The sequence below is a fragment of the Pseudoalteromonas sp. S1650 genome (assembly GCF_005887195.1).
GTDB lineage: Bacteria > Pseudomonadota > Gammaproteobacteria > Enterobacterales > Alteromonadaceae > Pseudoalteromonas > Pseudoalteromonas simplex.
The window spans coordinates 59,403-75,200 of sequence record NZ_PNDF01000008.1; the positions used below are offsets into that span (position 1 = coordinate 59,403).

General features: G+C 42.7%; 15 protein-coding genes. 9 read left to right on the plus strand and 6 right to left on the minus strand.

Annotated features, from left to right (window positions below):
* Window positions 1–223 precede the first annotated feature (223 nt).
* The 3 genes from CWB80_RS01495 (at window position 224) to CWB80_RS01505 (ending at window position 4,519) form a co-directional block, all read left to right on the plus strand.
* Window positions 224–1,561: an MFS transporter gene (locus CWB80_RS01495; protein ID WP_054552279.1), complete on the plus strand. Its 1,338-nt coding sequence runs from the start codon at window positions 224–226 to the stop codon at window positions 1,559–1,561.
* Window positions 1,562–1,638: 77 nt separating this feature from the next.
* A complete protein-coding gene (locus CWB80_RS01500) occupies window positions 1,639–4,083 on the plus strand; it encodes a glycoside hydrolase family 127 protein (protein ID WP_138599115.1) in 2,445 nt (814 codons plus the stop codon).
* A gap of 10 nt (window positions 4,084–4,093) precedes the next feature.
* Entirely contained in the window at window positions 4,094–4,519 is a 426-nt protein-coding gene (locus CWB80_RS01505; protein WP_138599114.1) for an FKBP-type peptidyl-prolyl cis-trans isomerase, read from the plus strand.
* An 85-nt stretch (window positions 4,520–4,604) separates the two neighbouring features.
* On the opposite strand, the gene CWB80_RS01510 is transcribed toward CWB80_RS01505, so the two are convergent.
* Window positions 4,605–5,609 carry an arabinan endo-1,5-alpha-L-arabinosidase gene (locus CWB80_RS01510; RefSeq protein WP_105173865.1) on the minus strand — a complete coding sequence of 335 codons (1,005 nt, stop codon included), beginning with the start codon at window positions 5,607–5,609 and terminating at the stop codon, window positions 4,605–4,607.
* Window positions 5,610–5,712: 103 nt separating this feature from the next.
* Between CWB80_RS01510 and CWB80_RS01515 the strand changes: the two genes are divergently transcribed.
* Window positions 5,713–6,741: a glycoside hydrolase family 43 protein gene (locus CWB80_RS01515; protein ID WP_138599113.1), complete on the plus strand. Its 1,029-nt coding sequence runs from the start codon at window positions 5,713–5,715 to the stop codon at window positions 6,739–6,741.
* Window positions 6,742–6,784: 43 nt separating this feature from the next.
* On the opposite strand, the gene CWB80_RS01520 is transcribed toward CWB80_RS01515, so the two are convergent.
* The gene (locus tag CWB80_RS01520) at window positions 6,785–8,413 is read right to left on the minus strand and encodes a sodium:solute symporter (protein ID WP_055020596.1); all 1,629 of its coding nucleotides are present in this window, start codon (window positions 8,411–8,413) and stop codon (window positions 6,785–6,787) included.
* 261 nt (window positions 8,414–8,674) lie between these two features.
* On the opposite strand from CWB80_RS01520, the gene CWB80_RS01525 reads away from it, so the two are divergent.
* The 4 genes from CWB80_RS01525 (at window position 8,675) to CWB80_RS01540 (ending at window position 11,970) form a co-directional block, all read left to right on the plus strand.
* Window positions 8,675–9,397, plus strand: a complete 723-nt coding sequence (locus CWB80_RS01525; protein WP_054552285.1) for a FadR/GntR family transcriptional regulator — start codon at window positions 8,675–8,677, stop codon at window positions 9,395–9,397.
* Window positions 9,398–9,442: 45 nt separating this feature from the next.
* Window positions 9,443–10,222, plus strand: a complete 780-nt coding sequence (locus tag CWB80_RS01530; RefSeq protein WP_138599112.1) for an SDR family NAD(P)-dependent oxidoreductase — start codon at window positions 9,443–9,445, stop codon at window positions 10,220–10,222.
* A 128-nt stretch (window positions 10,223–10,350) separates the two neighbouring features.
* Window positions 10,351–11,058, plus strand: a complete 708-nt coding sequence (locus CWB80_RS01535; protein ID WP_054552287.1) for a sulfite exporter TauE/SafE family protein — start codon at window positions 10,351–10,353, stop codon at window positions 11,056–11,058.
* A gap of 27 nt (window positions 11,059–11,085) precedes the next feature.
* Window positions 11,086–11,970, plus strand: coding sequence for an SMP-30/gluconolactonase/LRE family protein (locus CWB80_RS01540; RefSeq protein ID WP_249362487.1), 885 nt, complete (start codon window positions 11,086–11,088; stop codon window positions 11,968–11,970).
* Here CWB80_RS01540 and CWB80_RS01545 read toward each other — a convergent pair.
* From CWB80_RS01545 to CWB80_RS01555, 3 genes are read right to left on the minus strand one after another with little or no spacing between them, the layout of a single operon-like run.
* Window positions 11,965–12,852 carry a LysR family transcriptional regulator gene (locus CWB80_RS01545; protein ID WP_054552289.1) on the minus strand — a complete coding sequence of 296 codons (888 nt, stop codon included), beginning with the start codon at window positions 12,850–12,852 and terminating at the stop codon, window positions 11,965–11,967. The genes CWB80_RS01540 and CWB80_RS01545 overlap by 6 nt on opposite strands.
* A 54-nt stretch (window positions 12,853–12,906) precedes the next feature.
* On the minus strand, window positions 12,907–13,773 hold the full coding sequence (locus CWB80_RS01550) for a pirin family protein (protein WP_138599111.1): 867 nt from the start codon (window positions 13,771–13,773) through the stop codon (window positions 12,907–12,909).
* 60 nt (window positions 13,774–13,833) lie between these two features.
* Window positions 13,834–14,259 carry a DoxX family protein gene (locus CWB80_RS01555; protein WP_138599110.1) on the minus strand — a complete coding sequence of 142 codons (426 nt, stop codon included), beginning with the start codon at window positions 14,257–14,259 and terminating at the stop codon, window positions 13,834–13,836.
* A 128-nt stretch (window positions 14,260–14,387) separates the two neighbouring features.
* Between CWB80_RS01555 and CWB80_RS01560 the strand changes: the two genes are divergently transcribed.
* Window positions 14,388–14,924 (plus strand): hypothetical protein, encoded by a 537-nt coding sequence (locus CWB80_RS01560; protein ID WP_138599109.1) that lies wholly within the window; start codon window positions 14,388–14,390, stop codon window positions 14,922–14,924.
* A 26-nt stretch (window positions 14,925–14,950) separates the two neighbouring features.
* Here CWB80_RS01560 and CWB80_RS01565 read toward each other — a convergent pair whose 3' ends face one another.
* Window positions 14,951–15,793, minus strand: coding sequence for a DUF4198 domain-containing protein (locus tag CWB80_RS01565; RefSeq protein ID WP_138599108.1), 843 nt, complete (start codon window positions 15,791–15,793; stop codon window positions 14,951–14,953).
* Between the last annotated feature and the right edge of the window lie 5 nt (window positions 15,794–15,798).

A 15,798-nucleotide genomic window follows, 5' to 3' on the forward strand; every position in this document is an offset into this window, starting at 1 on the left:
GTTTTTATAAACCAAACCATCGGTCGAAAAGAGTTGCGATTTAATAAGTATGATAATACTATTAATTAGATTAGCATTAAATTTACAAAAATAACGAACGCAATGGCCAAGCTGTGTAATATCTAAGGCTGTAAATTTATTTGATACGCAGTGTTGAAAACTTTTTAGCATTGCTTGAAATAGTGAGCGGCGGCTCATTATTGACCAATTAGGGTGTTGTTGTATGGAATCTCAAAAGTTATCCGTTGTAGAAAAGGTCGGCTTTGGTGCCGGCGACATGGCAGTAAATGTCATGGTTGCAGCGTTATTCTATTTTATGTCTTTCTTTTACACCGATATCTACGGGCTTGATCCGGTTGATATGGGTGTGTTGTTTTTAGTGGCGCGTTTTGTTGATGCCTTTACCGACCCTTTAATGGGGGTGATCACCGATAAAGTGAAAACCCGTTGGGGTCAGTTCCGTCACTGGTTCTTATTTTTATCTGTACCGTATGGTTTATCGGTCGTACTGCTCTTTACCACACCAGATTTCGACTACAACATGAAGTTAGCTTGGGCTTATGCCACATACTTGTTTGCGACCTTGATGTTTACCGGTGTTGCTATCCCTTATATCTCTTACATTGGTGTATTAACTGCCGATCCTAAAGAGCGTTTGTCAGCTAATGGCTACCGTATGTTCTTCGCTAAGATTGCCAATGTGGTGATCGTATTTTCAGTACCGCTGCTTGCCTCATATTGGGGAGATGGCAGCTTGTCGTATGGTTATAAACTGGCAATGGCATTAGTATCGGCTTGTGCCGTAGCACTATTTTTGTTTTGCTTTTTTACTACTCGCGAACGTATTACCCATGAGCCACAAACCGAAGGTGTACTTACACAATTAAAAGTACTTATTAAAAACGACCAATGGTTACTCCTGTGTGCAGCATGTGTGCTTGGTACGCTTGGCTATGCGATTCGTGGCAGTGTTGCTATGTATTACGCAACCTATTACTTAGGTGTACCAGATTTAGCGGGTGCCTTTACCAGTGCGGGTATTGCAGCATCTATTGTCTCTATGGTGGCAAGTACGTGGATCACCCAGCGTTACTGTAAAATGAAGCTATTCCGTCAATCACAAATCGCCGTGCTATTCATCTCATTGCTAATGTATTTTGTGGTGCAGCCGGGTGATGTAATGATGGCGTTTGTGCTTTATATCATCTTGTCATTTGTTGTTGATTTACATGCACCAGTGTTCTGGTCTGCCATTGCTGAAGCTGTAGATTACGGTGAAATTAAAGACGGCGTTCGTGCATCGGGCCTATCATTTGGTGGTATTTCATTCTGCCAAAAAGCAGGGGGTGGCTTAGCTGGCTTAGCAGGTGGTTTATTACTGGCATTCTTTGAGTACAAGCCTAACGTTGAGCAAACTGAATTTACCCTTATGGGCTTAGCACTGATGCTAACTATCATTCCGGGTGTATTCCACGCCTTACTTGGTTTGATTTTGAAAAAATACAAAATTACCGATGAGTACTATACGGATATGGTTATTCATAAACGCCTACCAAAATAACCATCCTTTAAACGCACACACTAACTAAGTGTGTGCGCTTTGCTCTTTAAAATAACAATTCGCTGGGAGACAACAGTATGAACACATTCAAAGTTAGCTATTTAGCAAGCGTTTGCGCTGCAATTTTAACTGTGACTGGTTGCAGTGAGCTGCCAACAGACAGTAAACAAACTGCTGCTGTGGAGCATGCTGAACATACCAGCGAACAACATTTATTTGCCCTAAACCAAGTAAGTTTAAGCGCCAGCCCGTTTTTACATGCGCAGCAAACGAATGTGCGTTATTTATTAGCACTTCATCCTGATCAGCTGCTTACTCCTTATCTGCGTGAAGCTGGCCTTGAGCCAAAAGCGCCTAACTATGGCAACTGGGAAAGCACAGGCCTTGATGGGCATATTGGCGGTCATTATCTTTCAGCCTTGAGCCTTGCATGGGCAGCCACAGGTGACGAAGAATTAAAGCAGCGTTTAGATTATATGCTAAGCGAGCTGGATCGCGCCCAGCAAGCTACAGGTGGTTACTTAGGCGGTATCCCAAATGGCGATGAAATGTGGCAGCAGATTGAAAAGGGTGAAATCAAAGCCGACTTATTCAGTTTAAACGACCGCTGGGTACCGCTTTATAACATAGATAAAATTTTCCATGGCTTGCGTGATGCATACGACGTAGCCGGCAGTGATAAAGCCAAACAAATGCTATTTAAGCTAGGCGAATGGTTTTTAGCGACCACTGCTAAGCTAACTGATGAACAAGTTCAACAAATGCTGTATTCAGAGCATGGTGGCTTAAATGATGTGTTTGCTGATATGTACTTTATTAGTGATGATGAGCGCTACTTAAAACTAGCCCGTCAGTTCTCTCATAACATCATTATTGAACCCTTATTACACAAAGAAGATAAGTTAACAGGCCTGCATGCCAATACGCAAATTCCAAAAATTATTGGTATGTTGAAGGTCGCAAATGCCAGCGATGACAAAGCATGGCAGCAAGGTGCTGACTTTTTCTGGAAAACAGTCAGCCAAGAGCGCTCAGTATCAATTGGCGGTAACTCGGTACGTGAGCATTTTCATAATAAAAGTGACTTCACGCCAATGGTTGAAGATGTTGAAGGCCCAGAAACCTGCAACACTTACAACATGATGAAACTGAGTAAGTTATTATTCTTAAAAACCGGTGATACGCGTTATTTAGACTATTATGAGCGCGCCACATATAACCATATTTTATCGTCACAACACCCAGAGCATGGTGGTCTTGTTTACTTTACCTCAATGCGCCCTGGGCATTACCGCATGTATTCGTCAGTGCAAGATTCAATGTGGTGTTGTGTAGGCTCAGGTATTGAGAATCACAGCAAATATGGTGAGCTGATTTATAGCAATACCGGTAAAGAGCTATGGGTAAACTTGTTTATTCCAAGCACGTTAAATTGGCAACAGCAGGGTTTGCAGATCACGCAAGACAGCCAATTTCCAGATGATAACAAGGTTTCACTGACCGTGAATCGTTTGTCTGAGGGGCAAAGCACTGAGTCGGTAATTCATATTCGTAAACCGTCTTGGCAGCAAGGTGAGCTGAGCTTTACTTTAAATGGACAAGCTGTAAGCGCAACCGAAAAAGACGGTTACTACAGCATCAGCTATGCATGGCAAAGCGGTGATAAGCTTGCCTTTGAGCTTAGTCCTAAGCTTTATACTGAACAGCTACCTGATGGTCAGCATTATTATTCGGTGATGTACGGACCTGTTGTAATGGCCACTAAAGTACAAGCATTTGCAAATGAGCAGCTTAACTTTGTTGCTGACAATAGCCGCATGGGCCACATTGCCGCAGGGCCGACTTGTCCGCCAGAAGCTCTGCCAATCATGCTGAGTGAGCCAGAAAAGTTTATTGCCGATCTCACTCGTAAACCGGGCCAAGAGCTCGCATTTATCGCCGATAAAAATGTGGCGATTGCCAAGCAAGGTATCGATAACACAAAGAGCACAGAGCTAATTCCGTTCTTCCGCTTACACGATAGTCGCTATCAAGTGTATTGGCCGCAGCAAAGCGAAGCTGAGTTCACGCAATTTGTTGCCGATGCAAAAGCGGCTGAGCAAGCGAAAGAACAGCTTCGTTTATTAACCGTTGATCAAATTACACCGGGTGAGCAACAACCTGAAGTCGAACACGACTTTAAAGGTGAGGGAACCCGCGCAGGTGTTAATAATGGTCATCATTGGCGCGATGCGACAGGTTGGTTTGAGTATCAGCTTAGTAACCCAGAACAAAAAGCGGTTGCTTTGCGTATTCGCTATTTTATTGGCGATGTGAACCGTCAGTTCTCAATTAATTTAAATGGTGAGCAATTAGCTGGAGTTAGTTTGCCTGTAGGTAAACCAACGGATGAGTTCTACACCATTGATTACCCATTAACAGAAGCAATGAAAAAGTCGAAAACGCTTACTTTACGTTTTGCTGCCGACAAAGACTCTGTTGCCGGTGGTATCTATGGTATTCGTTTAATCAACGCACAATAAAGAGTTGGCTATGTTAAGCAACAATGTGTTTGCGACGGCTAAAGAGCATGTTTTACCGTCGCTTTTAGATAACAGCGCTGAGCAACACAGTTTTTACCAAACACCCACAGGGCTTGGTTATCGAGTGATTGAGCAAGGTCAGGGGGATAAACCTAGTTGGGATGCTACTGTGACTGTGCATCAACGCGTTACCCTTACAAATGGTCGGGTGTTATTTGATACTCGCAAGCAAGGCGCTGCTGTAGAGTACGAAATTGCAGAGGCGATAGTGGGCTTGCAAGAAGCGTTGCAATTAATGAATAAAGGCAGTCGCTTTGAGGTGCTAATACCTGCACATCTGGCGCGTGATGTGTACAGCGCATTTATTGAAGAAAAGCATCTGCAAGGCTGCCAAAGCCCCATGCTCGTTGATATTACCTTGGTTGATTTTAGTTAATAACACCTACTTTCAACCTCAAGCTAGGCCATTTAATTAAATAAAAAACCTGCAAATTTTGCAGGTTTTTTTGTGTGTTGGATAATTACTTCTTAAGTTTGGTTTTAAGCTTATTTAGGTCGGCGGGGTTAACAACCGGCCAATCGTTTTTCCAACTCATAGGTAAAATACGTAGCTTTTGCACGCCGTTATCGGCTGTTTCGTAGGCGTGTAATACTAAATAGTCTTTACCATCAAAGGTGTATGCGGCATTGTGGCCAAGGGCTGCCCAATCTTTATTACCTTCAATCACTAAACTACCACCGCCATCAACCATAGAGCGACCTTGTTGATCTAAGTATGGGCCTTCGATGTTTTTACTGCGGCCTACGCGTACGTTGTAAGTACTCTCTACGCCACGGCAGCATTTATCAAACGAAACAAACAGGTAGTAATAGCCATTCTTTTTAAAGATATAAGGTGCTTCAATTGGGCCATGTTCCGTGTTTGGTCGACTCGCAATGTGATGCCATTTTTCAGGTTTTGCTAAGCGCACCATGTCATCATCAAGTTGTACTAGTTTAAGACCACCCCAGAACGAACCAAAGCTCATCCACGGTGTACCATTGTCATCTTCGATAATTGCTGGGTCGATAGCGTTCCAATCGTCACGCTCAGGCACAGATTCAACCACAATGCCGTAATCAATCCACTTGTAATCAGGTGATGATGGGTCAAGGGTTTCGTTAACCGTTACACCAATTGCTGAGGTGTTTTTGCCAAATGCAGAGACTGAGTAATAAAGATAAAACTTACCGTTTTTCTCGTACACATCGGGTGCCCATAAGTGGCCATCAAAACTTGGTGAAATACGCTTTGCCCAACTTGGCTCATCTTTAAAAACGCGGCCGGTAAGTTTCCAGTTGGTTAAATCTTTCGATTCATAATAGGTAATGCCTGGGCCTGTGCTAAATACATAGTACGTGTCGCCTTCTTTGGTCATTACCGGGTCGTGAACTTCAACTTGCTTTGCAGATACGGCTGCGGCAGAAAAAAGTAGCCCTGTTGAAAGCCACTTCATTGCGTGTGTCACCTTACTTACGGGTCTCATGCTTGAATACCTTTTGTTGTTTTAACTCTTGTGTTCATTCAGCTACTATATAATATGTAATACAATATTAACAATAAAATCAAGACGAAATACAGGACACATTATGCTCAAAAAATTATCTCGGCTAACGCTTCTTAGTGCGTTAAGCGCCTCGCCATTGTCAGCCTTTGCTGATGCTAATAGTAGCAAGAATTTAGCGCCAATTGATAACCCCATTGTACTCAAACGTGCTGATCCTTGGTTAGTTCGCGATGATAAAAGTGGCTGTTACACGTTTATAGGTAGTTCGCCGAAATTTGATGAAATTGAACTACGCCAAGCTTGTCGTTTAAACGATTTAAAATTAGCTGAGCCGAAGGTTATTTGGCAAAAGCGCGATAAAGGCCCAATGAGTGTCAACATTTGGGCCCCTGAGCTACATCAGATTGATGGCAGTTGGTATATCTATTTCGCCGCAGGTGATATCGAAAAACCGTTTAGTATTCGTATGTATGCACTTAAAAACGACAGTGATGATCCGATGCAAGGTGAGTGGCAAGAAATGGGGCAAGTAACTAGCCACCTTGATAGTTTTTCGCTTGATGCCACAAGTTTTACGCACAAGGGGAAGCGTTACATGATTTGGGCGCAGCAGAACCAGCCTGCAACTTATAACTCAGCTTTATGGTTAGCTGAAATGGACTCACCAACATCAATTAAAGAACCCATTATCGCGATTACTGAGCCAACCCTTGATTGGGAAGTGCAAGGCTACAAGGTGAACGAAGGTGCTGCAGTCATTACCCATGGCGATAAAATATTTGTCACTTATTCAGCCAGTGCCACCGATCATCGATATGCGATGGGCTTGCTATGGGCAGATGTGAATGCTGATTTACTTGATCCTACTAGTTGGCATAAAAAGGCTGAGCCGGTGTTCACCACCAATGTTGAGCTAGGTCGTTTTGGCCCAGGGCACAACAGTTTTGTAAAAGCTGAAGATGGGGTAACCGATTTAATGATTTATCACAGTCGTGACTATAAAGAGCTGAAAGGAACACCGCTTACAGACCCAAATCGCCATGCGCGAGCACGCATTATTACGTGGGATAAAAACGGTTTTCCAGTGTTTTCACCAGAACTCGCTGATTAAAAAAGGGCGCCAATTGGCGCCCTACAACTTTGGGAACGAACGATTACCAGAAGCGGTAGTAAATAAAGGCAGTAATACCAATAATACCCGCAGTATGAATGTAGTCCCACTTATCTAAGCCGGCAGCCACTTCTTTCATGGTTGCTTTATCTAGGCTTGAGAAAGTAAGACCTTTCAATTGTTCTTCGTCTGCTTGTTTGGTGAAAATACTTACCACAATCATAATCGCAACGACCACGACAAATAGAAGAATACAGTAATATAACCAGTTCATTGTGGTGATCCACGCAAATGATGAACCTGTTAAATCATCTTTAAATGGCAGTAATACTAAGCGGATCATACCAAGCACAAAACCTGATACTAAGCCCACAAAACCCGCTGTTGGAGTGATGCGTTTACTACATAAACCTAGTAAAAATACCGCAGCAATACCTGGTGCAATAAGAGACTGCACACTTTGCAGATATTCATAAAGCACATCGGCAATTAAGCTCATGACGGGTATCCACAGAAGACCTAATACAACAATCACGATAGTGGCAATACGGCCTACTTTCAGAAGGTGCTTCTCAGATGATTCAGGTTTGAATTTCTTATAAAAATCAATGGTAAATAAGGTTGCTGATGAGTTAAATAATGATGCTAAAGAGCTCATAAGAGCCGCTACTAAACCACCAATTACAATCCCCTTAACGCCGGCTGGTAATAGCTCAGCAACTAAAGTTGGGAAAGCTTGGTCAGCACTTTCATAGCTAATAATACCTTTAACATTCAATGCGTATGCAATCATGCCTGGTACTAAGAAGATAAATACAGGAAGTAATTTTAAGTAACCGGCGAACATGGTACCGCGACGCGCTTCTTTAATGCCTTTTGCAGATAAAACACGTTGTACGATGTATTGGTCGGTACACCAATACCAAAAACCAATAATGAATGAACCAAATACAATGCCAGGCCATGGGAATTCAGCATCTGAAGCACTGCGAATAAGATGCATATTAGCATCGTTGATACGCTCAACTTCTGCCCAGCCACCTACTTTATCTAGACCAACAACTAATATGACTAAGGAGCCAATAATGAGTACAGGGGTCTGCAACACCGAGGTCCACATAATGGCTTTCATACCGCCAAGTACCGTATAAATACCGGTGATCACCACAAGCCCAATAGCTGAAATCCAGAAGAAGTCGATGCCCCAAATGCTCTCGATACCTAAGATTGTTTTAAATGCGATACCGCCGGCATAAACAGTTACCGCAACCTTGGTTAATACATAACTAATCAATGAGATAACAGATAAGAAGGTACGTGATTTAGAGTTAAAACGGCGCTCTAAGAATTCAGGCATGGTGTAGACTTTACTACTCCAATAGAAAGGCACGAAAATCCAACCGAGTAGTAGAATGATCCACGATTGCATTTCCCAGTGAGCCAGTGCCATACCCGATTGTGCGCCTGAACCTGAAAGGCCCACTAAATGTTCCGAGCCAATGTTCGATGCGAAAATAGAGGCACCAATCACTAACCAACTTGCATTACGACCCGCTAAAAAGTAATCAGCGGTGTCTTCTTCTTTTTGTCGCATAGACATCACGACAACGCCTAGTAACAGGACAAAAAATCCTGCTAGCACTGCCCAGTCTAAGGTACTTAGTTCGACCATCGTGTGTTCCACCTAATTTTGAAAGAGAATTTTGCTTTTTTAGTTGTTGAATAAAAATATTATATTATAAATAAGGTAAGTGAAAGAGATTTGTTAAAATAAGGTGACAGTCTGTAGGTAAAATGGTGACTGTATTGTTTGAAATATAGACACTTGTATTAGGCTGTTTTTTGCTTGTTATTGATTTTAATCAATTATTTCCAGGATGACGGAATAGCTTTATAGATGTATCATATTACTCAGATCTTTTGAGGAACACACATGGCGCGTTTAGAAAATTTAAACCTATCACAACAAGTTACCAATGAGCTTGGTAAAGCAATAATTGTTGGTGATTATAACACTGAAACGGGGCTACCAACCGAAGCACAACTTTGTGAAGTGTATGGTATTAGCCGCACAGCTGTTCGTGAAGCAGTGAAAATGCTTGCTGCAAAAGGACTGATTTCTTCTCGTCCACGACAAGGTATTCGTGTTGAGTCGGCGGAGAACTGGAACTTATACGACACAAGCGTATTAAAATGGTTGTTAGAAAGCAGCCCATCACTTTACGTACTTAAAGAATTTCTACAAGTGCGCTTGGCGATTGAGCCACAAGCAGCAGCACTTGCAGCAAGAAAAGGCGACCAAGCAGCCATTGCAGAAATTAAAATGGCACTCGATAAAATGCAAGCGGCAGCAGAAGAGCCAGAAGGCGTAATGCATGAGCCAGATCTTGCCTTCCACACAGCAATTTTACATGCCAGTGGTAACCGTTTTTTCTATCAATTACGTGACTTTATTCGCACCGCATTACACGTGAGTATTCAACATACTACACCTGCTAAGGGCAATAAAAAGGCGATCGCTGAAGAGCACTTTAAAGTGTATAACGCGATTGCAAGCGGCGACCCTGAGCGTGCTAAAAACATGATGACGTACATGATTGATGAAGCAATGGCGTTTATTGAAAAAGAAATCGCCGACAAAGAAGCGGCTCAATAAGTATCGCTTCTTGACGTTGTAATTACTTTAAAACAAAAGGTTATCATGCCAAATTCAAACGAGCTAAAAACAGTTTACCCAAGCCTTGCTGGTAAGAGTGTGTTTATTACTGGTGGTGCATCGGGAATTGGTGAAGTAATGGTAACGCGGTTCTGCGAGCAGGGCGCGAAAGTCACCTTTGTTGATATTGCAACTGAGCAAAGCGATGCGTTATGCGCTAAATTAGCGGGTAAATATGAGTTTGACCCGCAGTTTATCCATTGCGATATTCGTGATGTAGAAGCCTTAAAAGCGGCCATTGAGCAAACGCGTCAGCAACAGGGTGACATTGGTGTGTTAATTAATAACGCAGCCGATGACACCCGCCATGCCGCTGAGAATATGGATGTGAAATATTGGGAAGATAAGTTTGCTGTTAACTTGCGCCCGTGTTTCTTTTCATCGCAAGCTGTAGTTGAACACATGCAGCGCTTGGGCGGCGGTAGCATTATCAATATGGGGTCGGTAAGTTGGCGTATTAAGCAAACAGGCATGCCAGCCTACACAACCGCAAAAGCGGGAATTGAAGGTTTAACCCGTTCATTAGCTGCTTCATACGGTAAAGACAATATTCGTGTGAATTCACTGGTTCCGGGTTGGGTGATGACAGAGCGCCAAATGACTCATTGGCTAACCCCAGAAATGATTGAAGATGTTCGTTTAAGTCAGTGTATTAACGAAACAATACAACCAGACCATATAGTGAATGCCGCGTTATTTTTAGCTGCTGATGACAGCCGCATGATGACAGCACAATCACTGATAGTGGATGCAGGTTGGACTTAATTAAATTGTTAGTTGCTTTAAGTTAAATTAAACCAAAGAAAAAATTTTACACGATCCAAATAGTACTATAATAATAAATAATTATTTTAAACATTTGAATCTAATAGTTAGGAAGGTGGTAAGAAAGTTTGACCGACTTTGTACTTGTTTATTTAATTCTGATTATTGGCGCTTGCCTGCAAAGTGTTATTGGCTTTGGTTTAGGCATGCTATGTGTGCCTGTGCTTTACTGGCTTATGCCAGAGCTGGTGCCTGGGCCAATGATTTTGAATGCGCTGTTTTTAACGTCGGTGTTAATGATTAAACACCGCGGTGCGATAGACATGAAACAGACGGGCATTTCCATTATTGGTGGTGCAGTGGGAGTTATTCTTGCTGCTGTGGTGATGTGGTATGTCAATGCGAAGCAGTATCAACTCTTGCTAGGAGTGAGTATTTTGATAGTGGTGGCGTTGTCTATCATAGGTATGAAACCGAAAATTTCCACTATTACAAGCTTACTTGCGTCAATGTCGTCAGGCTTTTTAGGTACCACAACGTCAGCCGGTGGCGCGCCAATGGGGCTACTCTATCAAGCTGAAGATAAAGACAAAATTAAAGCAAACCTAAGTGCCTTTTTTGTATTTATAAACTTGTTTGGCATTATTGTATTGATGCTAACAGGCTCTGCCGATATGGGCGATGTAAAGCTGTTCTTTTTTTGCTTACCCGCCATTTTAATTGGCTGGGGCTTATCGTTTGTGATCAACAATAACCTCAATGAAAAGGCCATTCGCGGCATCATCTTGCTGGTTGCGGGTTTATCTGGTCTAGCACTTATTTTCATACACAGATAGAATGAGAATAGTTCAGCTTTTTGTGTAATGAAGCCAATGCTCGATGACACCATTAAAATAATCATTTCTAGCCAATGCCAATTGGGCGAAGGTGCCTATTTTGCTAAGGCACATAACTGTTTATTTTGGGTCGATATTTTAGGGCAGCGTTTGTTTCGTTTGCAGTGTCAATCGATGCGAGTTAGCCAGTTTACTATGCCAGAACCGATTTGCTGGGTGATGGAAACCGAGCAAGCTGAATTAATCGCAGGCTTTGCCAAAGGCATTTATAAGCTCAATAGTGAAGACTTTAGCCGCGAACTTCTTTACTCAATCGATCACGAACCCTCACAAAACCGCTTAAACGATGGTAAAACGTCTCGCCAAGGCTTTGGCTTTTTTGGCTCAATGGACTCTCAAGAGCAAACCAATAGTGGCAAGTTATACCGTTTTGGTCATGGTCAGGCTCCGACAACGGTTGATCATGACTACACAATTAGTAATGGCCCTGCGGTAAGTAAAAATGGCCAGTTTCTATATTCTACAGACTCAGATAAACAAACAATCTACCGCTTCACTCTGAATGAGCATGGCGAGCTTGCAGATAAACAAGAGTTTATTCGCTTTACTGACAATATGGGTTTTCCTGATGGCATGACTGTTGATAGCGAAGATCATCTGTGGGTTGCTGCATGGAATGGTTATGGCGTGTATCGTTTTGCTCCAAACGGTGAGCAAGTACAGTTTATTCGCTTACCCGCACCGCGTGTTACGAGTGTCGCATTTGTAGGTGAAGAGCTCACGCATCTGGCGGTGACAACAGCGGCAGTAGGGCTAGAAGACTCAGTGCTCGCTGATTACCCGCACAGTGGTGGCGTGTTTATTCTTGAGCCGGGCGTTAAAGGTATTGCTGAAACGCCCTTGAAGCTATAGGTTTTCCATTACTTGATAACGCAATTCGCCAATAAACGAGCGTGCTGCCGGGCCAAGCTTGTCACCGTCTTTAAAGAGTAAATGTAACTTAGCGCTGCGACTGCTGTTATGGGTTAAATTAAGTGCTTTCATTTGCCCTGTCGCAAGTTGTTTTTCTATCGCGACTTTTGGTAACCACGCAAAGCCCAATCCATTACTGATCATATCAATCGAAGTGCGCATATGAGTGACGGTCCAGCGCTGATCGGCACCTAACCAGCCACCATCTTGTTTGTGCTTATTCGCTGAATCGCGAACAACAATTTGGCGGTGTGATTTTAAATCTTCGAGGGTAATTTCACGCTCTATCGCATGCAAGGGATGATCTGGGTGGGCGACGGCAATAAACTCGATATCACATAACTCTTCGTGAAAGCTTGCCGCAATTGGAAAGCCGGTAATAGCAATATCAACCTGATCGTTTTCGAGCAGTTCATTGCCCCCCATTAGTACAGACTCATGCAGCTCAATACGCAGTTGCGGGTATTGCGATGACGTGTCGTTAAGTACCTTATAAAGTAATTGTTGTGGGAAAATAGCATCAACGGCAATGCGTAACTTACTTTCGATACCTTCACCCAAAGTTTGCCCAATGGCCTCAACTTTAGCGGCTTCATCGAGTAAGTAATTGGCGCGCCGTAGCATCATCTCGCCGGCTTCAGTGAGCACGGTTTTACGGCCTTGAATGCTGAATAATTTTACATCGAGCGCAGATTCAATTTTGCCAACTGCGTTATGAATACTCGATTGGCTTTTATGAATACCTTGTGAGGCTTGGTTAAAGCCTCCAAATTCAACAACAGCACGAAACATGCGCCACTGTTCTAGCGTAATTCTTAGCATGATGTTCCTTTGCTTACTTAACTACCTAATAGTACCTGTAAATGCTGATAAAGTTTACTTTTTAGCATTGGGCAACTCAATATACTCAAGATCATCACCGGGGATTTTAGCAAAACGCTGTGCTTGCCAATCTTGTTTTGCTTGCTCGATGCGCTCTTTGCTGTAAGCAACAAAATTCCAGTGTAAATACGGGACTTTATTGAATTTACTGCCACCGAGTAAAATAAAGCGGCTGTGCATTAGAGTCGTTATTTCGTGTTTGCTGTCATCAAGTAGCACAAAGTCGCCTTGGGTATAGCGAGTATCACCCACACTAATTTCACCGTAAATAACATACACGGCGGTTTCATGATGAGGGTGCGGTTTAGTAATATGACTACCTTGCTCGGCGACTGTATCGACATAAAACATCGGTGAGTAGTTTTTCACTGGGGAGCTTAAGCCATAGGCATCACCGACAATAAGTCGCATCAGCACGCCTTTTTCGATTTTCTCAGGCAATTGCTGTTTTTTGATATGTTCAAAACGCGGTGCTATTTCGGTCATACTCTCAGGTAAAGCAACCCAGCATTGCAGACCATTAATGTCGTGCTCGCTCGCCCGCACTTCAAGGCTTTCTCTTTCTGAGTGCACTATACCGCGACCTGCGGTCATCCAGTTAACATCGCCGGGTTCTATTTGCAGGCTATTACCTAGCGAATCGCGATGGTAAATACTGCCAGTAAATAAATAAGTGAGCGTTGATAGGCCAATATGAGGGTGAGGCCTCACATTTATGCCTTCACCGCGAGGAAAGTGGTTTGGCCCCATGTGGTCAAAAAAGATAAATGGGCCAACCATTTTTTTGTCAAAATGCGGCAAGATGCGTTTTACATCGAGCCCACCAATATCGTGGCTGGTTGCTGTTAATAACGTTGCCATTTTCGCGCTCCCTTAAAAACAAATTCAGCCAACAACTTAGGTCATTGGCTGGTAGAAATATTACGCCTGACTACGTTTTAACACTAGTTGATCTAGGCTGATTTTGCCTGCACCAACACTGGCTAATGCTAAAAAGCCGCCTGCCATCGCAATGTTTTTGTAGAACATTAAAAATTGCATTTGATCATCAAGTTGAAAGTGGAATAGCAAAGCGCTGACTAAGCTGAAACCAGCAAAAGCGATAGCGGTTAGTTGTGTTAAAAACCCTAGTAAAATAAATAACCCGCCAACAATTTCAAAAGCAATCACAAACGGCAGTAAGAACTCTGGTAAACCTACTGATGCCATGTACTGTGCAGTTGCATCAAAGAATTCTATTTTGCTAAAGCCAGTTAGTAAAAAGATGGCCGATAAACTAATACGCGCCAATAAAGTGCTAATATTTTGTAAGTGTGGTTGAGCTGAGATTAAAGTAAAAAGTTTCATAGTAGGTATCCTGTTTAGTTGAGCAGTGTGTCTGCGATGGAGTAACTATAGGTTCACTTTAAAAGAATTAAAAATTGTAAAAATAGCGTTTATCATTCTTTAAAAGAGAATTTAAAAAGAGGTAAAATATGAAGTTGTTGTTATTAATAGGGTTTTGTTTTTCGGTGGCTAAAAGTAGTTTGGTGTTTGCTGAACAAAATTTACCAAATAGTCGTCATTATGAGTTGCTAGCTTCAGATATTGCTGTGCAGCAAAGCTGGCAAGTTAAAGACGCAATCAAAGGTTATGAGTTGCTGGAATATCAAATTAACCTTAATAAAGGCACTACTTTAAAGGTTGATTTTGCTCCATCAAATTCAAGCAGCTACTTTAATATTTTACCAAAAGGCAACCCAACAGCTTTGTTTGTAGGCCCGGCAAAAGGTGATCATGCCGAGATTAAAATTCCTGATAATGGCGATTATGTGATTCGAGTGTTTTTGATGCGCAATGCTGCGCGCCGTGATGAGCAAAGTGAATTTACAGCAGATATTAGCGTCGTAAAAAGTACATTAAAAGGCATGCACCCAAGCTGGGATGTCGATGGTGATGGGGCAAATGATTGCGAGAAAGACGGTAGCTGCGATCACACGGTTGACTACAGTCTTCCTCGAAAGTTGAATTAGGCCTTTATTGAGGCCTAATCAGCTTATTATTCAGGCGCTACTTCAAGTGTTGTGAATAATGAGTAGCGTACGTTATCGATATCGGCCTCTGTTGGTTTTTGATCAACTGATGCTTCAATTAGATACATATCGGCGTGAGCGAATGTCACCGTAAAGAAGCCTTTTTTATCGGTTGTTACTTTCACTTCGTCACGCTCGTTGCGGTAGCGTGCACTACCACGAACAATCGCAAGCTCAACGTCGGCAGCTGGTTTGCCATCCATTAATAATTGGAACTTAGCTTCTTCACCAGCAAATAGATCGTTCGGGTGAGTAGGGCCTGAAATTTCTAAGCCTTGACCAAGTAATGTTGGCTTAGAAGTACCATTACGGCTGACAAAAGTATCAACAGTTGCGATTGATTTTACAGTGCGCACGTCGGTTGCGCCTGCTGGTAGGTCTGCTTCTTTTTTACCTGCGAACACACGGCCGCGATTGCCATCTTTGTCTTTATAGAAAGTCATTAGCATTGGCTTTTGCTGCATAGCAATGTGGTAAGTACCGTCTTGCGTTAAGCTCACTGCCGCTGAGTTTTTGCGTTTTAAATAGTATGCGCGAATCGTTTCTTCGACCGGCTTACCATTTGGTGCAAGGGCAACTAATAAGTTGTCGTCATACTCTGCGCCTTTTTGTTTTGGGCGGTATGCTTTATCTGGGCTAAATAACTCATTAGAAATACTGGCATCGATCATCACGTAGTGAGTTTTCTCACCAGATAAAGAAGTGTGAGATGGCATTAACCAACGGGCATGTGCTTGTGCGTAGCCAGATGCAAGTGCTGTGAAGGTCACAGCGCCGATCAGCGCTGTTTTTAATAATTTTAATTTCATTGTTT